The sequence below is a fragment of the Xenorhabdus entomophaga genome (assembly GCF_037996725.1).
In the GTDB taxonomy this organism is placed as follows: Bacteria; Pseudomonadota; Gammaproteobacteria; order Enterobacterales; family Enterobacteriaceae; genus Xenorhabdus; species Xenorhabdus khoisanae.
In genome coordinates, this window is sequence record NZ_JBBMXH010000021.1 from 1 (window position 1) to 20,057 (window position 20,057).

Sequence of the window (20,057 nt, forward strand, 5' to 3'; positions counted from 1 at the left end):
AGAAGTCAGCGACACAGCGCCCGCTGCGGCTTGGCTGATAGTCGAAAATCACCGCCGGGTGAGCGGCAAACTCGCCGCTGCGGTAGACCCACATGTAGGATTTGCTCTGCGCTGGGCGATCCCCTTCGTGAAGCACCTGTACGGGGGTTTCATCCGCACATATCAAGGGTTCATTGCGCAGATGCGCCTGCATCAGTTCGACCAGCCCATGCACCTGACGGCCGAGCTGCACACACCAGTTCGCCAGCGTGCTGCGGCTAATCTCGATACCGGAACGCGCCAGAATATCGGTTTGCCGGTACAGGGGCAGTGCATCGACATATTTGGCCGTGACAATGGCGGCCTGCGTGTCCGGGCTGGCTATTGTGCGGGGCAACAAACTGGGCGGCGCCGGGGCGGTGATAATTTTGCTGTGCGTCTGCGTCTTTTCGCACTGCCGGCAAGCGTATTTGGTGCGTTCGTGACGAATAACACTCACTTTCTGCGGGACGATTTTCAGGGTTTCTGAGGTCTCAACGCCGCAGGTGTGCAGCGGTTCGCCGCAACAGTCGCAATGCGGGGCATTCAGGGTATGGCGCTGAACTTCCCGTTCTAACCCGGCGGGCAGCGGCTGACGGCCCTTTTTATGATGGGCAGGCGCCGGTTTGGGCAGGACATCCTGCTGTTCCGCCTCGTTGAACGTGCCTTTGTCGGCTTTTTCACTTTGTTTGCCAAAGCGTTTCGATTTGCTCAGGTTGAGCTGTTCGAGCAGTTGTTTGATTTGAGCACGCAGTTCAGTCAGCGATTCCGCCTGCGCCTGATTCGCGGCCTGAAGCTGGCAGACGAGGGCTTTCAGTTGGTCAATATCATCCGGCAGGTCAGTCATTATTCAGGCTCTCACGGGGGAAAGCCGGAGTGTGACAGCCAGCCGGAGGTAAGATCAAGGTCACGGATCACACTTTTAATCCCCGTAAGGGCTGATGAGCGTGGGGAGGAGAGAGGGTCAACCCCGATAACAGCCAGTTCAGTTGCGGGCGCGTAATGTGCACCGTCCCGTCGGTTTTCGGTGCAGGCCACTGAAAGCGGCCTCTTTCCAGCCGGCGATAGTAAAGCCAGAAGCCGTTGGTATCCCAGAATAAAATCTTGAGTTTATCGCGATGGCGGTTGCAGAAAATAAATCCGGCGTCACTGAGCGGATCGAGGCCGAGGGCATCCACGATCCCCGCCAGCCCGTCGATAGATTTTCGCATGTCGGTGTGACCGGACACTATATAGATCGTGCCACACGGTATCATCGCAGCGCCTCAATCCAGTGGCGGATCTGCGTAGTGGATAACCCTGCCGGCAACTCAGCCCGGATACCATTAGGCAGGCAGAGTGTGACGATGTGTCCGGCATTCAGTGCCTCATCGAGCACAACCGGGTGCAGGTGTTGAGGCTCAGTCTGTTGCCGGCATTTTTTGGACCAATAGTAAAACGTGGCGAGATTAATCTCATGGTGCTGACAAAACGCAGTCACCGTCAGCCCGCTCTGTTTCCGGGTCTCGATAACCGCTGCCCAGTGCTGTTGTTTTTCAGTCAATGTCATGGTGGTTCCCCTTCTCAATAAAAGAAAACACACTATGACAAAAGATTAACCAGTCAGGTATGTGGGGTTAATTAGGCGCTTACGGTTTTTCCGCCTCCCCGCCGGTGCAATACGGATGGAGTCCACGAGGTCAGCCCCATGAAGCAGAGCCGCAAAACCCGGTCAGACGGTCAGTGCTAGGTGCGCTAAATTACACTGATAACACACTGTTTTATCAGATAATATCAAACAGTGTCACGCGGAATGATGTCATTGATTTTTTAGCGCAGGTCGCCCAACAAGGCGATCATCGCCTGACATTTGTCGTGTTAGATAATGCACCTATCCATCATGGGATCGATGAAAAAATTAAACGTCGCTGGTTACGAGAGCACAACCTGTTTTTACTTTACCTTCCCGCCTACAGTCCTGAGCTGAATCTGATTGAAATCGTCTGGAGGGAGGCTAAATACCACTGGCGACGTTTTATCACTTGGACTCAGGAAACAATGGAATATGAGATCAATACATTATTAGCAGGTTATGGTCACCAATTTGCAATTAATTTCTCTTGAGGACTTAACCGAATATTAATTAATGTTTGAAAATATAATTGAAATACAAATTTTTTGAAAAATTTTGCATTTATTTTTTATTACCTTTAATTCTGATGTAGATGTTGAATTTTCAAAAACATTACCATGTGCAATGTCATGTCTTTTTGTATTAATATTATCAAAAAATGATTCCCAAAGACTTCTATCCTTTGATTGTATTGATTTTATTTTTTGTATCAATACGAAATTGTCTAATATTTTTTGTTTTGATAATCTTTTTCTTACTGATGTGTCTATAATTTTTTCAAATCTTTCTATTTCCTTGTCCGTCATTGAAAATACATTATCGAATATTGTTCCACTCAGTTTTTCGAATATTTTCTTCGTTCCTAAATTATCACATATTGATTCAATTATACTGGGCTTTGGATTTTTATTTTTGCTTGGCAGAAATGCGTCATAAGATATTTTAAAGTTACCATGATTTTCTAATTCGTTAATCAAGCTGGTTATTTTTTTATTATTTTCTTTATTATCTTCATATCCAACGAACTGCTTGCAAAATTGTCTTTTCATTGCATCTGGAAGTAATTTAAAATCCATTTTATCTATATCTGAAATGAAGTTTTTAACTAATTCCTTATAAAAATTTTCCATATGTGATACACATAACACCATAGCAGAACGGCATAGACTATTATATGTATCAATATTGTTGTGTATGTGTTCATCTGCCAAGTCAATTATGCAATCAATCTCTCTCCATTGATCATTAAGCTTACTTATATAGTTGACAGTAAACGGCCTCATTATTTATATAACTCCGTAGCTTTAGTCATTCTGGTTCTTAATTTTGAGATATCGTTATAACTTCCAGAACATGCTTCTACATAGCCAGAATCTTTGAATAAGAAGCTAGTGAGTGAATTTCTTGTGAATTTTTCATTCCCTAAATAGTATATCCTGCAAACTGTATCATACACAGCGACATTGAAGCTTGATTTTTTCTTTATTTTACCGGTTGTGTGATCAACATTCCAGTTTGAAAATGGCATATCAATTTTGCTATTTGCAATTCTTTTGAATGTTTCTTCAAATTTATGCTTCATATCTTTCAATTCATTTTCATCTAGGCCATTAAAAAAATCCATTTTATCATTGAGGAATTTCTTAAATCCACTCTTATAGTCTGTATATCCATTGTTATAGTGTAGAGAAAAGAATCTAAGAATTATCTCCTGATCATCCATTTTTGCTACTTTTTTATTGCTAAGATTTGTTGTGTTTTTAAAGTCAATGTTTGAACATAATTCGATAAGGAGATCTTTAAATGGTCCCCTGTAAATTGCATTTCTTAATTCTTGAGATTCTAACTTTAATGCACCTGTATTAAGTCTTTCAAATATATCATACTTTACTTGAGGATCAATAGTTGAATCTATTCTTAGACATTTAATTGTTCTTTCTTCTAATCTTCTTATTAAGAATGCAGGTAAGTCTGAATAAGAGGCATCGTTTAATGGAGATAATACTTCTAATCCAGATAAAGAGTATTTGCCTTTCATAAACTCATATATTGCAGTAATTCTCTGCTGTCCATCAATAACTGAATATCTATATTGTTCATCTTCATCACCTATTTCATCATCCACATCAACATCTAAAGATATATATACATAGGGTATAGGTATATTAAGTATTAAACTTTCTATAAGCCGAGATGAGGCTTCAACCGTCCAGCGATGTCTGCGTTGATAGTCAGGATTTAACTTTATTGTCTTGCGATCTATTTTTTTTACTAACGTTTCTAAATCATATTCTATGTTCTGAGTTTTTACAGTTCTTTCCTTGGCTTTTTTCTGTAAGTCAGCCAGTTGAAATTTTAATGTCATATTATAAGCCTCAATAAAATAGATTAGATAGTATTCTACATCATTACTTATCCCTAGTGAACCAAAACACTTCTATGTTTTTAGCAAATTAAAATTGATAGTGTCCATTATGACCTTAACTGTAAAAAGGTATGGATCTATACTAGATAAACTTCAAGTTGCGATCTGCAATATGAAGTAAAACCTTACATTTTCACGTGTTACGGGAAGGTCTAACATGCACCTTGAAGTTGAATGGGTATATATTGACCCATTAGATGTCTGAAGAGCTGTACAACAGATTCAAACCACACTGACGCGCTGCGCTTGTCTTCTCCGAGTTACCGGGCTAATAAATTAACCCAGTAACACGGAGAGCTAAAAGATCACCTACCAGAGAAAACATTTTTACCTACCCCCTCCCTATTAAAGAATTATGGATAAAACTGTTCACCCTGTTCACCTTTGAATAATTTTATTGAAATTCATGTTGTTAAAGGGTGATGAGTTGAAATTAAACTCATCACCACTCTTCACCCAACCATTCACCCTGAACCGGAAAATTAAGGTGAACAGTGATGAATAGTTGTGAACAGTTTTAAAATAACTATTCACCCTATAATGTTTTGATATATCTGGTTTAAATTATAGGATGAACAGTAGTGAACACTTTTTTATATTTCTTTGAAAAATGCCCATAATCAGAAAAAAATTATTCTTCTGGCTGGCTATTCCTTGTCAGTTTCGGCATCCATTCGGTAGCAGTATCAAGATTCAGGCTCAGATTGCTACGAATGCCTTGTTTGCTTTTCTTGCGTAAATATTGCTGGCTGTATTCTGCCAACGCACCCGGCATATCCATGCCAAAACGAGTTACAGAAACGGGTTTATTCAGGTTATTGCCTTTCATATAAGCAAGATAGGCGTGATAGAGGTATTTATGAGGATTGAACGGCATAATTTCCGCATTACCGATTAACAAGCCATCAGGTTCATGAGAAGCAATCAGGTAGCCACAGAAATCGATCAGTGGATCGGTGCCACGTTTAATATCCAACGCCTCCGCAGATTTCTGTTGTTCTGCCAGTAAGCTCCTTGCAGTTTGTGGATCAGTGAACCGATGCAACAAATGCCGGATAATCACAGGCAATTCTGCCGCGATTTTATCCCGTAGGAGTGGATCACGTTCATTTTCTGGCACAACTTCGGAAAAATTAAAAATCACCCGACGCCGTGACACACCACCACTACGATCACTGAAACTCATGGCATTATTGTTTACTGCCAATACCACCGCTGGAATACGAGTTGAGTAGGGCTGTTTGTGTTTCGGATCGATAGCAACTTCATCACCACCAGTAATTGCCTTGATGCCGGAACCATCGCCCACATAGCGAGTTTGATCTGGCAGGATAATCAGCGAATAGCCGACAATCAACGCCCGTTCCCGTGGGTTTTCTAGTGCAGCCATGCTTGCAGAAACAGTATTGCCTTTACCTGCCAGCATGGAACAAATTTCGGCAAAGATGCTTTTACCGCTGCCTCCGGCTCCGGTGACTTCCAGAAAAAGTTGCCAGTCATAGCGGTTCGCCAGCACCATAAACAGTGCTGCCAGCACTCTGTTTGTTTTGTTTTCACAGTTGGCTGTTGCCTGATTGAGCCAGCGCCAGAACTGTGGCGCGTGATCTTGCAGGGTTTCCCCCGAAACAGGGGAATTGAATTCAACGTCATTGGCAAGCAATAGCCAGTCATTTTTGCGGTGAGGCCGGAACTGACAGGCTTTCAGGTCAAATACACCATTATTGAACCCGATTAAGTGGCGTTCTGGTGGTTGCATCATGGGAAGTTGTAATTTCAGGGCATCTACGGCAGAGCTGATACCATGTGGTGAATACGGTAGTTTCTCTTCCATAAAAGCAGCAACCATTTCCCGCCTTAAATCGCGATCATTGACCGGACGCCAGACAACGCTATCATAGTGATGAACGTTTTCCGAAGCACCATCCAGTGCCAAATCACTGTTATACCGCGCCAGTAACACTTCTCCGCGCTGGCTCGCTCCCATCTGGCATAATGTCAGTTTTGAAGATTCGGTATCATTATTAACCTGAACGGCTACTTTTTTCTTGATTGATGTTGGTTGATAAAGCCCCTGAGCAAAGGCTTGCTGTGCTGTTTCCACTCCGTGTTGTTGACGGTAATCGTCCCAATCGGCTTTGTACTCAGTTGGTGGTAACGTTACCCATCCGTTGATAGCTTTGGCGGTTTTCTCTGCTGTAATCTTGCCAACGTTCTTTTTTGGTTTACCGTTCTCATCTAACTCATCAGGAAGATGCCAATCATTATCTGCGGCAATAATAATTTTCGTATCAGGCCAGTGTTCCCGGACTGATTGAGCGACAGAGAGCAAATTACCTGCATCTATTGCAGCTAGAATGGTGCCTTGATGTAACTGGCTAATAGTCAGTGCCGTGGCATAACCTTCGGTAATGATCACTGTGCCTGGATGTTCTTCCATCTCTGATAATGCAATAAAAGCACTTTTCTTTTGGCTACCAGACAGTAATTTCTTAGTTCCATCCGGTTTGATAATTTGCGCACCTGTAACTTTTTTATCCGGCGTTATCAATGGCAATAACAACGAACCATCTTCCAGTAACTTCTGGTTAGAACAATGCAATCCTTTTGCAGTCAGATAGGACGATTCTCCGGCGACAGTTTGCGCCATCAGTGCCGCTACTCTTTCCGCAACTGACTGCATGGCTTGAACGTTTTCTTTGGCTGGCTTGGATTCCGATAAAGGCAACGCCAGAGCATCAGCAACAACTTTTGCCGCCTCAAGAATCGAGATCCCTTTGGTTTTAGCCACTAAATCTAACCCATCGCCATAATTTGGGGCGTCACACTGGCGGCAATGCCAGTTGCCGTTATGGTGATCATCAATAAGGTGAAAGCGGTCAGTACCGCCGCAAATAGGACAAGAACCATGTTTGCCTTTTGCAGGAATATCAATACCACAGGTGGGTAGAAGATTTACCCAATGATACATAGCAGATTTTTTCACGGATTGGATCAGGTCGAGCGGTTTTTGTTCGCCTGTTTTATCTGAAGATGTAAATTTAGGGTGAGTTTGGGTATGCTGTATATCAGCCATCATCGTTACCTTTCTTAACGGTTGTTGGTTAGACGCCTCGATAGTGTTTGCTGCACTTCGGGGCGTTGTTTTTTATGTCATGCTTTTATGTATTACGTAACTGGCTATCCTATATATAAAATTTTGTTGGCTATGCTACTGGTTTTTCCTGTCACGAAGCGGCTTGGCAAAATCATAAGGAGTTACAAATTGCGCCTTGTTAGCATCCAGATAATCCGCCCACCATTGCACCATCAACCGCCGTTCATCCAAATGTTTGGATGTGTGAATATACGCCGCCCGGACATTGTTTCTTTCGATATGGCTTAACTGGCGTTCGATCGCGTCATCACTCCACAGGCCAGATTCTCCCATTGCACCACGTGCCATTGTGCGGAATCCGTGCCCGCAAACTTCTGTTTTGGTGTCATAGCCCATTGTACGTAACGCATTATTGACGGTGTTCTCACTCATCACTTTCTTTGGATCGTGATCGCCGGGAAACATTACCTCACTTTCTCCGCTCAGACTGTGCAAGGTTTCGATAAGCGAAATCGCCTGATGGCTCAACGGTACAATGTGCTCAGTTTTCATTTTCATACCACGTTGAGAATGTTTAACACCATCAATGGGTTTTCGTGTCGCCGGTATATGCCAGATCGCTCTTTCAAGATCGATTTCTTCCCAACGGGCGAATCTCATTTCACTGGAACGAACAAACGTTAATAAAGTTAGCTCTACCGCAATTTTGGTCAGTAAGCGCCCACGATAACATGAAAGGCGAGTTAAAAATTCAGGCAGGCGTTCATGAGGCAATGCAGGGTGATGTTTGGGTTTTACTATGGTGAGAGTACCCGCCATATCATTGGCAGGGCTATATTCAAGGAGGTCATTTTGGACAGCATAACGCATGATGGCAGCTACACGCTGTTGTAATCTCTGGGCTATATCGTGTTTGCCATCAGTATCAACGGCTTGGATCGGTGCTAACAGTTGGCTGGTTCGCAAAGTGCGAATATCGAGAGTACCAATATAGGGGAAAATGTATTGCTCGAAACCTCGCATAATTCGGTCTCGATGGTCTTCACTCCACCGTTTATTGCTGGCGTGCCATTCACGAGCGATCCGCTCAAAGGTATATGCACCCTTTGATTCGGCTTGTGCGTCTTTTCTCTCTGCTTTGGGATCAATACCTTGAGCGAGCAATTTTTTGGCTTCGTCCCGTTTAGCGCGTGCATCAGCTAATGAGACAACAGGATAGACACCAAAAGCCAGCCGATCTTCTTTTCGATCGGCTGGGCGGTGATACTTCATGCGCCAGTATTTAGAACCGCGCGGCGTGATTTCGAGATATAAGCCAGCGCCATCCGCTAATTTATAGGATTTCTCTTTCGGTTTAGCAGTCTCGATTTGTCGGGCGTTTAGTTTCATTTTTGGGGCACATTTACAATCGAAGTGTAGATGCCCCAAATTATGCCCCTTGGTGCTTGTTGATTGCAACAGACCACAGTAGACGTCAAAATAACTAAGTATCTTGATTTATTGGAGTTTTTTGGGAGTTTGTAGACTTGGATAGACGTTAGGAAACTAACAAATGGTGCCGAAGGCCGGACTCGAACCGGCACACCCGAAGGCGGTTGATTTTGAATCAACTGCGTCTACCGATTTCGCCACTTCGGCACTGAAGTATTCGGAGAACGGGGGCCATTATACCTGCCAGAAGACCATTCGCAACACTTATCCTTTCAATCTTGTTCAAGTGTCTAAAAAAGAATCATTAAATCCATTTTTTCGCCAACAAAGATCAAAACACAACCACTCCGGCAACTGCACAACATAAATTCTTCCTTCACAATTATCTTCCTTCAATAGACAACCTATAAACTCCTTATATAATTCAAAACAATACACTGCTATGAGGTAAATTATCATGACTATTATCAGTTGGATTTTTACAGGTATCCTGTTGGGTATCGTTATCGGTGCCATTATGGCGATTTTTAAGAAAAAAAAATAACAGCTTTATTCCCCACTTGAGCGTTCTCTGATTGGTTAATCCAAAAATGAAAAAACAGCTATATAAACTGTGTACAGTTTCCGCCCTGATATGGGCGATCTCGGCTTGTGCTGATTCTGGCGGTTTGCACCAAAACAAACTCCAGAAATCTCATGCACAACCTGCAAAGTGGGAAGTTTTTGAAGGTAATGACAATATCAAGAAAATGACTACCGCGCTGGTCGAGCAGTATGCGCAGTCCATATTTGATGAAGGTAATCCGTCAGGGATGGCGATGGTGGTAATCGATAATAATCAGGTTGTGCATCGCAGTTTTGGAGAGACTTATCCGGGAAGTGGCGTTCAGCCTCGGCAGGATTCTGTGATTCGTATTGCTTCTATTACCAAATTGATGACCAGCGAGGTCATGATCAAATTGGCACAGAAGGAACGTATTAAGATTACCGATCCGTTGCAGAAATATACTTATTACGGTGTCCATGTACCGGATTATGGCACAGGTCAGCCAATCCGACTGTATCATCTGGCAAGTCATACCAGCGGGCTGCCGCGGGAGCAGCCCGGTGGGAAATGGGGACGTCCTGTGTTTATTTGGCCGACTCAATCGAACCGCTGGACTTGGCTGAAAACCGCAGGGATAAATGCCGTACCCGGTACGACCGCCTCATATTCTAATCTGGCCTATGATTTATTGGCAGATGCGCTTTCCAAAGCCACAGGAAAACCCTATTCCCGTTTGCTACAAGAAGAGATTACCCGCCCTTATCGCATGAAGGATACAACTCTGACTCCCACGCAATCCCAATGTGCCCGCTTGATGGCAGGCGCGAAATCCAGCCCTTGCGTGAATACCATTGCCGCCGCAGGCAGTGGTGGGATTTATTCTACTCCTGCAGATATGCAACGCTGGATGCAACAGTTTTTATCTTCCCAAAATCAGTTAAGGAAGCAAACTGCCAGTCGTGAACAGGGCATCTACTTTAAACGCGCTGATCTAACGTCAATCAAAGGAATGGATGTTGCAGGTCTGGCGGACGGTATCGGTCTTGGCTGGGTATATATGGACGCCAAAGGCAACGTGCCCGGTATTTACCAGAAAACCGGCGGTGGCGGTGGGTTCAATACATATATGGCGATGATCCCGGAACAAAATATCGGCGTGTTTGTGGTGATGACGCGGAAAGAACAAAGTAAATTCAGTCGGGTGACAAGTGGGGTTAATGAATTAGTCGCTGCACTGGCTCTCAATCATAATCAAATTTAATATTGTCAGGATTGACAGAAAAATTACAGCCTGAGTTTTATTTATTTTGCTAATATAAAACTCAGGCTGGTGCGTCGTCGATTCCCATCATTAAGGCTTCATAAAAACCAGCGCTTATTCCTTCAGGAAAGTCAAAAGCATTTATTATATTAAAGGAGATCATTTATATTCCTGCTGAATCTTCCATTACAAAAGAATACTTGGTTAGCAGGATACTTCTCCATATTAATTGGGTTACATGTTTCAAACTCTCCCTCAAATTCACTCACTGACTGCCAAAAAGCCTCCTTTATATTTGTGTTTTCTGCATTTGCAGATCGGAACAATAATGGATTTATAGAATCTATATCATAACCAGATTTCAATATTCTTTTCGGCCGGGAATTAATATTTTTATTAACCTTATCAAGGTATTGATTGTCGATTTATGAGATATCTTCGAAAGAATTAGTTGTTCGACTATAGTGCGTCCTTGTTACGTCAATGACCCCCTGATAAGCCTCTACGATCACCTGAGCAGAATTAGGAAGTAATCGGGAGAAACTGGCTGCAAAAGAATTTCCATACTCATCCCGGCCTGCCGAATGGCAAAATAATAAACTAATATGACGATATCTAGGCATAGCATGTCTGAAATATTTATATAAAATGGATATTAACTTTTCTGGTCCCATAGGGCCAAACTCAACATTAGCCATCTTCCCTCTAGCGATGCCATGACCTGATATATTCAAACGCAACGCTCTGGAGGCATCATGACGTACATCTTCAAAAACATGAAACCCCTCTGAAAAAAATTTAAGGTACTTCATTGTAAAACCCTCCTAATATACTTGTCTCTCATCCGTTATTCTTGTTCCGTTATAAAACCATACGGGATGATGAGGAGTCAGCATTTCATACAAGCCCTGAGCCGTTTTTCCGATATGGTGACCATTCTCATCAAGACATAACATGAAGCCATTTCCGTAATATCCACTATGGCCACATACATTCAGTCGATTTCTTCCATGTGAGTGATCCGGGAGAACGGTAGACCTAAAAAAGATGCTAACAGACATCCTCTTTTAATGTGACAGAAAACCTAAAAGAAAATCGCCCCCACAATTATGAAGTGATTTCATAAAAGCGGAGGCGAGAAGTAAGTTCGATGAAATATCAGGAACTGTTATTTTCGGCGAAGAAGTAAGTAAATACTCACTACAAAGAATAACAGACTTGGCAGCAATGCCCCCAATATCGGTGGCATGCTATAAACCAGACTGAGCGGGCCGAATATCTCATTCAACACATAGAAAAGGAAGCCCATGCTGATACCCACAACTACCCTGAATCCCATCGGTACGCTGCGCAGCGGCCCGAAGATAAAGGAGAGTGCCATAAGCATCATCACCGCAACCGATAAAGGTGCGAAGATTTTCTTCCACATATTAAGCTGGTAGCGTCCGGCATCCTGCTGCCCTTGCTCTAAATACGTGATGTATTGATGTAGGCCACGGATAGAGAGCGCCTCAGGATCAAGAGAAACCACTCCCAACTTTTCTGGTGTCAGCCGGCTTTTCCAATCCGCAGAAATACGTTGTGAACCCGTGATTCGCCCATTTTGCGTTAAATCAGATTCTTCAACCTGAGATAATTTCCATTGCTGGTTATCCTTGTCATATACCGCTGAAGCCGCGTATTTGATGGATAGCAGTTTTTGTTTGTCGTCAACGTGATAAATGTTAACGCCGTTCAGGGAGTTATCCTTAGACACGCTCTGGATATAGACAAAATCATCACCATCTTTCGCCCATAAACCTTTGGTCGTGGACATCAGCGAACCACCAAACATTTTCTGGGCACGATAATTACGGGCAAGCTGCTCCCCTTGTGGAGCAACCCATTCACCAATGACCATTGTCAGCAGGACCAGCGGGATCGCCGTTTTCATGACAGAACCCGCCACTTGTAAGCGGGTAAAGCCGGAAGCCTGCATTACCACCAGCTCACTGCGCGTCGCCAGCGTTCCCAGCCCCAATAGCGCCCCAAGCAAGGCCGCCATCGGGAAGAAGATCTGGATATCTTTAGGAACGCTCAGCAGGGTATAAATACCTGCGGACATCGCAGTATATTCCCCCTGCCCGACTTTACGCAGCTGATCGACAAATTTGATAATGCCGGAAAGCGATACCAGCATGAACAATGTCATCAGGATGGTTTGCAGAATTGTCCGACCGATATATCTATCCAATACCCCAAACATCATGACGCTCCTTGTTTCTTAAAGCGTGAACGTAGTTTGCGCATTGGTACGGTATCCCACAGATTAAGCGCCAGAGCCAGAGCAAAATACGCACCGTTAACCAGCCACATCCAGAACATAGGGTCAAGTTTACCCTTGCCGCCATTGGAACGCAGGGAGCTTTGCAACAGGAAAAAAATCAGGTAAAGCAACATGGCGGGCAGCATACTGATTATCCGCCCCTGACGCGGGTTCACGGCACTCAACGGGACAACCATCAACGCCATGATCAACACCGAGACAATCAACGTCAAACGCCAGTGGAATTCTGAACGTGAATCATCGTCAGTATCATGCCAAAGCTGCTCAATCGATTTCTGCTCGACTTTGCTGTTATCAATATCTGCTCTCTGATGCCCGATCACCGCCTGATAATCAGTGAATTCGGTAATGCGGAAATCACGCAACATCGCCGTACCTTCATAACGCGTACCTTGATGAAGTACAGCAACCTGATTACCATTCGGACGCTCTTCCATATGACCGCCATCCGCAATGACTACCGAAGGACGCTGATCATTCGTCGGACGGAGCTGGGCAAGGAATACGTTCTCAAAGTTATTGCCCTTCACGTTACCGATATAAAGCACCATGTTGCCATCGCGGGAAGGCTTAAATTGCCCTTCCATGATCACAGCAAGACTTGGATTGGCTTTTGCATCTGCCAATACTTGTGCCTGATGTTTGGAAGACCACGGCGTGATCCAAATAACATTGGCAGCCGCCAGCATTGATGTCAGCAATGCCAGAATAAGGGCTGATTTCACCAACACACTTTTGCCCAATCCGCAGGCATACATGACGGTGATTTCACTTTCGGTATAGAGTTTACTGAAAGTCATTAGCACCCCGAGGAATAAACTCAGGGGTAAAATAAGCTGCGCCATCTCTGGCACACCCAAACCTAACAAAGATATAACCAAATTTGCGGGAATATTTCCTTCTACCGCCGCCCCCAACACATCCACTAATTTCTGACAGAAGAAGATCAGTAATAAGATGAAAAGTATTGCGATTTGGCTTTTCAGGGTTTCCCGTACTAGATATCTAATGATGATCACGCTTATTACGCCTGTGAAAACTTGTCTTTTTGCAGGAAAGTCGCTAACTTCGTCGTATATCTACCATTTATATGAATCAGTTTGGCTTCCCCATCGCTAAAATGATACCAAAGCATCCCATATATTGGTTCCCAATTAGAACATACTTATCGTTAGCTAAGTACCAAAAAATAATATGCTTAGCTTAACATAACAGTTAATTTTCCTTGGGATGAATTAATGCGGAACGTGATATTTTAGCGATTGTATCCATCTTTGTCTTTAAGATTCAGGAGAACGCATGGAGTTTAGTGTAAAGAGCGGTAGCCCGGAAAAACAGCGCAGTGCCTGTATTATTGTCGGCGTGTTTGAACCTCGTCGCCTTTCCTCTATCGCAGAGCAGCTTGACAAAATAAGTAACGGCTACATCAGTGCTTTATTGCGCCGTGGTGAACTTGAAGGCAAGGTAGGTCAGACCTTGTTGCTGCATCATGTTCCTAATGTCCTGTCTGAACGTATTTTGCTGGTGGGTTGTGGAAAAGAGCGTGAACTGGATGAGCGTCAATATAAGCAGATTATCCAGAAAACGATCAGTACCCTCAATGAAACCGGTTCAATGGAAGCAGTTTGTTTCTTGACTGAACTGCATGTGAAGGGACGCAACAACTACTGGAAAGTACGTCAGGCGGTCGAAACAGCAAAAGAGTCACTGTATGTTTTTGATCAACTCAAGAGCAGTAAGAACGAACTGCGTCGCCCACTGCGCAAGATGGTGTTTAATGTACCGACCCGCCGCGAATTAACCAGCGGTGAACGCGCCATTCAGCACGGTCTTGCCATTGCATCAGCTATCAAGGCGACGAAAGATCTGGCAAACATGCCACCGAATATCTGTAATGCTGCCTATCTGGCATCACAGGCTCGTCAGCTCGCTGATAATGCCGCCAATCTGACAACCAAAGTCATTGGCGAAGAGCAGATGAAAGAACTGGGCATGAATTCCTATCTGGCTGTCGGTCAGGGTTCACAGAATGAATCCTTGATGGCAGTCATGGAGTATAAAGGCAGCAAAGACGCCAATGCGAAACCTATCGTACTGGTGGGTAAAGGGCTGACTTTCGACTCCGGTGGTATCTCCATCAAGCCGTCCGAAGGTATGGATGAGATGAAATATGACATGTGCGGTGCAGCGTCGGTTTATGGCGTCATGCGTGTTGTCGCCGAACTGCAATTGCCAATCAATGTCATCGGTGTTCTGGCTGGCTGTGAAAACATGCCGGGCGGGCGCGCTTATCGTCCGGGAGATATTTTGACCACTATGTCCGGTCAGACTGTTGAAGTGACAAACACGGATGCAGAAGGCCGTCTGGTACTGTGTGATACGCTGACTTATGTTGAGCGTTTTGAACCAGAACTGGTCATTGATGTTGCAACCTTAACCGGCGCTTGTGTCGTTGCTCTGGGTAGCCACTATACCGGCCTGATGTCCAACCATAATCCACTGGCTCATGAACTGCTGAATGCCTCAGAGCAAGCAGGCGATCGTGCATGGCGTCTGCCATTGGGTGACGAATATACCGAACAGTTAGAATCCAATTTTGCGGATATGGTAAACTCGTGCGGACGTTCAGGTGGCGCTATTACCGCAGGTGCTTTCCTGTCCCGCTTTGCAACCAAATACAATTGGGCGCATCTGGATGTTGCGGGTACAGCATGGCGTTCAGGTAAAGCGAAAGGCGCAACAGGTCGTCCGGTTGCACTCCTGTCACAATTCCTGTTAAATCGTTCAGGTTTGAATTCTGATGATTAATGTCCCTGCCGCACATTTTGTTCAATAGAAGTTTATTCAATAAAACTGCGGTTAATGATATTAAAGGAATAGATAGAATTAAGGGTATTGCAGATGCAATACCCTTTTCCGTCACTACTTCCGTAATCTTGTAGCCAAGAAACTATGAAAAACGCCACCTTTTATTTATTGGAAAAGCTACCATTGGAAAAGCTGCCATTGGAAAGTCTGGCTCCGGAACAATCATCGTCGCCGGATAATTTACAGTCGCATGAATGGCTGGCATGTCAGCTTGCTGCCGATCAGTGGCGGGCAGGGAAGCGAGTCCTGATTGCTTGTGAAAGCCAACAACAGGCTGAAAAACTGGACGAAGCATTATGGCAACGGGAACCAAGTCAATTTGTACCGCACAATCTTGCCGGAGAAGGCCCCCGCTATGGCGCTCCTGTGGAATTGTGCTGGCCGCAAAAAAGAAGCAATGCTCCCCGCGACGTATTGGTGACACTGCTTCCTCATTTTGCAGACTTTGCCACAGCTTTCCATGAAGTGATAGACTTCGTTCCTATTGATGAAAATCTAAAACAGTTAGCGCGCGAACGATATAAATCCTATCGTAACGTCGGCTTTAATTTGACCATGGCAACCCCGCCAACCTATTAAATATTCAAGACACTATGGAAAAGACTCCCGCTAATCAAACGCAATCTGAGCCATCTCTCGATAAAACGTACAATCCGACAGAGATAGAGCAACCTCTTTATCGCCACTGGGAACAGAGTGGTTACTTCAAGCCGAATGGCGATACCAGCCGTGAAAGTTTCTGTATCGTTATTCCACCACCAAACGTCACCGGCAGCCTGCATATGGGCCACGCATTCCAGCAGACTATCATGGATACCATGGTGCGTTACCAACGTATGCAGGGTAAAAACACCCTGTGGCAATCGGGAACCGACCACGCGGGTATTGCGACACAGATGGTTGTTGAGCGCAAAATCGCGGCAGAAGAAGGTAAAACCCGCCACGATTATGGTCGTGAAGCCTTTATCGACAAGATTTGGCAGTGGAAAGCGGAATCGGGTGGCAATATTTCCAACCAGATGCGCCGTCTGGGTAACTCCGTAGATTGGGAGCGTGAGCGCTTCACCATGGACGAAGGTCTGTCCAAAGCAGTTAAAGAAGCTTTCGTCCGCCTGTATCAGGAAGATTTGATTTACCGTGGCAAGCGTCTGGTTAACTGGGACCCGAAACTGCGCACTGCGATTTCTGATCTGGAAGTTGAAAACCGTGAAGTGAAAGGTTCCATGTGGCACCTGCGCTATCCGCTGGCTGACGACGCAAAAACCGCAGAAGGCAAAGATTACCTGATTGTTGCCACGACCCGCCCGGAAACCATGTTAGGGGATACCGGCGTTGCGGTTAACCCAGAAGATCCCCGTTATAAGGATCTGATTGGCAAAGAGATCCTTTTGCCATTGGTCAACCGTCGTATTCCTATCGTCGGCGATGAGCACGCGGACATGGAAAAAGGCACCGGTTGTGTGAAAATCACCCCTGCCCATGATTTCAATGACTATGAAGTCGGTAAGCGCCACAGCCTGCCAATGATCAATATTCTGACCTTCGACGGCGATATCCGCGAAACCGCAGAAGTATTCGATACCAATGGCGAAGCCTCTGATAACTACTCAACCGACATTCCTGCTGAATACCGTGGTATGGAGCGCTTCGCTGCGCGTAAAGCGATTGTGGCAGAGTTCGAGAAACAAGGCTTGCTGGTTGAAATCAAACCTCATGATCTGACCGTTCCTTACGGTGACCGTGGCGGCGTGGTTATCGAACCCATGCTGACTGACCAATGGTATGTCCGCACCGCACCACTGGCAAAAGTGGCGATTGAAGCAGTTGAGAACGGTGATATTCAATTCGTACCAAAACAGTACGAAAACATGTACTACTCCTGGATGCGTGATATTCAGGATTGGTGTATTTCCCGTCAATTGTGGTGGGGACACCGCATCCCGGCGTGGTATGACGCACAAGGTAATGTTTACGTTGGTCGTGATGAAGAAGAAGTCCGTCGCGAAAACAATCTGGGGGCAGATATCACTCTGACTCAAGACGAAGACGTACTGGATACCTGGTTCTCTTCTGGCCTGTGGACATTCTCCACACTCGGCTGGCCTGAGCAGACCGAAGCGCTGAAAACCTTCCATCCGACGAATGTGCTGGTCAGTGGCTTCGACATTATTTTCTTCTGGATTGCCCGCATGATCATGATGACCATGCACTTCATCAAAGATGAAAACGGCAAGCCACAAGTCCCATTCAATACTGTCTATATGACCGGCCTGATCCGCGACGACGAAGGCCAGAAGATGTCGAAATCCAAAGGGAATGTTATCGATCCGCTGGATATGATCGACGGCATTTCGCTGGAAGACCTGCTGGAAAAACGTACCGGCAATATGATGCAGCCACAACTGGCTGATAAAATCCGCAAACGCACTGAAAAACAGTTCCCGGAAGGTATCGAAGCCCACGGTACTGATGCCCTGCGTTTCACACTGGCCGCACTGGCTTCTACCGGTCGTGACATCAACTGGGATATGAAGCGCCTGCAAGGTTACCGCAACTTCTGTAACAAACTGTGGAACGCCAGCCGTTTCGTGCTGATGAACACGGAAGGGCAAGATTGCGGTCAGAACGGTGGTGAAATGTCGCTGTCACTGGCAGATCGCTGGATTCTGGCGGAATTTAACCAAACAGTTAAAGCCTATCGTGAAGCGCTGGATACCCATCGTTTCGACATTGCCGCGAACATTCTTTACGAATTCACGTGGAACCAATTCTGTGACTGGTATCTGGAGCTGTCCAAACCTGCGATCAACAAAGGCTCAGAAGCGGAAGTCCGCGCGGCTCGCCATACCCTGATTGAAGTATTAGAAGGTTTGCTGCGTCTGGCACACCCAATCATTCCATTCATCACCGAAACCATCTGGCAACGTGTGAAAGTTGTCAAGGGTATTGATGCAGATACCATCATGCTGCAATCTTTCCCTGAGTTCGATCAGGCGAAAGTGGATGAGCTGGCACTGAACGATCTGGAATGGATCAAGGAAGCGATCATTGCGGTACGTAACATTCGTGCAGAAATGAACATCGCACCAAGTAAACCTCTGGAAGTTCTGCTGCGTGATGCCAATGAAGATGCACAACGTCGCGTAACTGAAAACCTCAACTTCCTTCAGGCGATGGGCCGTCTTTCTTCTGTAACCGTATTGGCAGCGGGTGAAGAAGCCCCTGTTTCTGTCACCAAACTGATCAATGGGGCAGAAATACTGATCCCAATGGCAGGCTTGATCGATAAAGAAGCAGAGCTGGCGCGTCTGGATAAAGAAATCGAGAAGCTGGATAAAGAGATCAGCAGCATTGACGCGAAACTGGCTAACGAAGGTTTTGTCAGCCGTGCGCCAGAAGCCGTCGTTGCCAAAGAGCGCGAACGTCTGGCAACCAACAATGCCGCAAAAGAGAAATTACTGGCACAGAAAGAGACTATTGCTGCCCTGTAATCTCTCCTGATTGAAGTTTATTCCTATGAAGCCACTGTAATATACGGTGGCTTCAGGCATATTCTCATTGTTAGTTGTAAAAAATGGTTAGAGGGGGTCGAAGTAAGCAGATACATCTGTCTGATTTTACAATGCCCGGTTAAAACAATGCCCGGTTAAAGTCTAAAAAGTTAGCCACTCTGGTCAGAGTGGCTGGTAATCTATACTGTGATTAAATAATCAAAACTAAATCTTATTGAATTCATGTTAGACTGTTTTTTTGAAAATCCAACATTAAAATATAAGCCTCAGTTTCAACTAAAATATTATATACCCCAGTTATCAATTGCCTTATCTGCCATATCAACGCCAGTGTGGGCAAGATTTTCAATACTTTTGTAAGTACCTTCAGATATGACACCTGACTTCTTAAGGCTTTCAGCTGCACTATCAACTACAACCTCAACGCCATGAACAAGGCCCTTAAACAGATCACCCCAGAAACCAGCGCCAGCGACTTGTTCTAACTCAACTTGGTTTAACTCTTTCATATATAACCTCATTTATTTATATCATTGACATAATGTTCCAGAATATAATAAAGAACCACAGCATTAATCAGATACTTGCTTGAATATGGTTCCAGAAAAATTAAAACCTTCACCAAAAATCAGTTAATAAGGAAACAATCAAAAAAATCACCGCAATATATTTTTAATGAATTTTCAGGCTGTTTAAAAAAATTTATATTTGCAGTTAATGTATGGTTAAGGTTTATATCTTTCTGTAACCAAATTCTATTTTTTCTCATGTATTATCATAACCCACTTAATCTTAACGTTAATTAAACAACAATTGTTTAATGTCAACTTAAGTTAAAAACCGCTTAATGTTAAACTTATTTAATAATATATTTATTTGCTAAGAGGATGTTCTAAGTTATTACTACTGGTTATATTAAACTCAAACATTATGAATAGTTTCCCTTCTAATAAAAAATTAATT

At 44.5% G+C, this 20,057-nt stretch carries 15 protein-coding genes, 1 tRNA gene and 1 pseudogene; 5 read left to right on the plus strand and 12 right to left on the minus strand.

Annotated elements, in window-relative coordinates:
- The 3 genes from tnpC to tnpA all read right to left on the minus strand — a co-directional run.
- Positions 1 to 865 (minus strand): IS66 family transposase (gene tnpC / locus AAC854_RS06405; RefSeq protein ID WP_340616374.1); only part of this gene is annotated, 865 nt, incomplete at its 3' end.
- A 67-nt stretch (positions 866 to 932) separates the two neighbouring features.
- Positions 933 to 1,274: an IS66 family insertion sequence element accessory protein TnpB gene (gene tnpB / locus AAC854_RS06410; RefSeq protein ID WP_273549917.1), complete on the minus strand. Its 342-nt coding sequence runs from the start codon at positions 1,272 to 1,274 to the stop codon at positions 933 to 935.
- Entirely contained in the window at positions 1,271 to 1,567 is a 297-nt protein-coding gene (gene tnpA / locus AAC854_RS06415) for an IS66 family insertion sequence element accessory protein TnpA (RefSeq protein ID WP_273549916.1), read from the minus strand. The genes tnpB and tnpA overlap by 4 nt, the downstream gene beginning before the upstream one ends.
- A gap of 95 nt (positions 1,568 to 1,662) precedes the next feature.
- On the opposite strand from tnpA, the pseudogene AAC854_RS06420 reads away from it, so the two are divergent.
- Positions 1,663 to 2,121: pseudogene (locus AAC854_RS06420) on the plus strand (IS630 family transposase); the annotation flags it as partial.
- Positions 2,122 to 2,136: 15 nt separating this feature from the next.
- On the opposite strand, the gene AAC854_RS06425 reads toward AAC854_RS06420, so the two are convergent.
- From AAC854_RS06425 to AAC854_RS06445, 5 genes are all read right to left on the minus strand, one after another.
- The gene (locus AAC854_RS06425; RefSeq protein ID WP_340616375.1) at positions 2,137 to 2,913 is read right to left on the minus strand and encodes a HEPN domain-containing protein; all 777 of its coding nucleotides are present in this window, start codon (positions 2,911 to 2,913) and stop codon (positions 2,137 to 2,139) included.
- Positions 2,913 to 3,995, minus strand: a complete 1,083-nt coding sequence (locus AAC854_RS06430; RefSeq protein WP_340616376.1) for a GmrSD restriction endonuclease domain-containing protein — start codon at positions 3,993 to 3,995, stop codon at positions 2,913 to 2,915. Before AAC854_RS06430 ends, AAC854_RS06425 begins: the two co-directional genes overlap by 1 nt.
- Before the next feature lie 691 nt (positions 3,996 to 4,686).
- Complete coding sequence (locus AAC854_RS06435) at positions 4,687 to 7,128, minus strand: toprim domain-containing protein (protein WP_340616409.1); 2,442 nt, start codon at positions 7,126 to 7,128, stop codon at positions 4,687 to 4,689.
- Between the two features lie 135 nt (positions 7,129 to 7,263).
- The gene (locus AAC854_RS06440) at positions 7,264 to 8,538 is read right to left on the minus strand and encodes a tyrosine-type recombinase/integrase (RefSeq protein ID WP_340616377.1); all 1,275 of its coding nucleotides are present in this window, start codon (positions 8,536 to 8,538) and stop codon (positions 7,264 to 7,266) included.
- Between the two features lie 164 nt (positions 8,539 to 8,702).
- Positions 8,703 to 8,787 (minus strand) — tRNA-Leu (locus AAC854_RS06445).
- Between the two features lie 383 nt (positions 8,788 to 9,170).
- Here AAC854_RS06445 and ampH point away from each other — a divergent pair.
- Positions 9,171 to 10,388, plus strand: a complete 1,218-nt coding sequence (gene ampH, locus AAC854_RS06450; RefSeq protein WP_340616378.1) for a D-alanyl-D-alanine-carboxypeptidase/endopeptidase AmpH — start codon at positions 9,171 to 9,173, stop codon at positions 10,386 to 10,388.
- Between the two features lie 425 nt (positions 10,389 to 10,813).
- Here ampH and AAC854_RS06455 read toward each other — a convergent pair whose 3' ends face one another.
- From AAC854_RS06455 to lptF, 3 genes are all read right to left on the minus strand, one after another.
- Positions 10,814 to 11,200, minus strand: a complete 387-nt coding sequence (locus AAC854_RS06455; protein ID WP_340616379.1) for a hypothetical protein — start codon at positions 11,198 to 11,200, stop codon at positions 10,814 to 10,816.
- Between the two features lie 356 nt (positions 11,201 to 11,556).
- The gene (lptG, locus tag AAC854_RS06460; RefSeq protein WP_340616410.1) at positions 11,557 to 12,633 is read right to left on the minus strand and encodes an LPS export ABC transporter permease LptG; all 1,077 of its coding nucleotides are present in this window, start codon (positions 12,631 to 12,633) and stop codon (positions 11,557 to 11,559) included.
- Entirely contained in the window at positions 12,633 to 13,733 is a 1,101-nt protein-coding gene (lptF, locus tag AAC854_RS06465; protein ID WP_340616380.1) for an LPS export ABC transporter permease LptF, read from the minus strand. Before lptF ends, lptG begins: the two co-directional genes overlap by 1 nt.
- Before the next feature lie 280 nt (positions 13,734 to 14,013).
- On the opposite strand from lptF, the gene pepA reads away from it, so the two are divergent.
- The 3 genes from pepA (at position 14,014) to AAC854_RS06480 (ending at position 19,073) form a co-directional block, all read left to right on the plus strand.
- Positions 14,014 to 15,522, plus strand: a complete 1,509-nt coding sequence (pepA, locus tag AAC854_RS06470) for a leucyl aminopeptidase (protein WP_273548486.1) — start codon at positions 14,014 to 14,016, stop codon at positions 15,520 to 15,522.
- Between the two features lie 144 nt (positions 15,523 to 15,666).
- Positions 15,667 to 16,161: a DNA polymerase III subunit chi gene (locus AAC854_RS06475; protein WP_340616381.1), complete on the plus strand. Its 495-nt coding sequence runs from the start codon at positions 15,667 to 15,669 to the stop codon at positions 16,159 to 16,161.
- A 14-nt stretch (positions 16,162 to 16,175) separates the two neighbouring features.
- Complete coding sequence (locus AAC854_RS06480; protein WP_340616382.1) at positions 16,176 to 19,073, plus strand: valine--tRNA ligase; 2,898 nt, start codon at positions 16,176 to 16,178, stop codon at positions 19,071 to 19,073.
- 305 nt (positions 19,074 to 19,378) lie between these two features.
- Here AAC854_RS06480 and AAC854_RS06485 read toward each other — a convergent pair whose 3' ends face one another.
- A complete protein-coding gene (locus AAC854_RS06485; RefSeq protein ID WP_340616383.1) occupies positions 19,379 to 19,603 on the minus strand; it encodes a hypothetical protein in 225 nt (74 codons plus the stop codon).
- Positions 19,604 to 20,057: the final 454 nt, after the last annotated feature.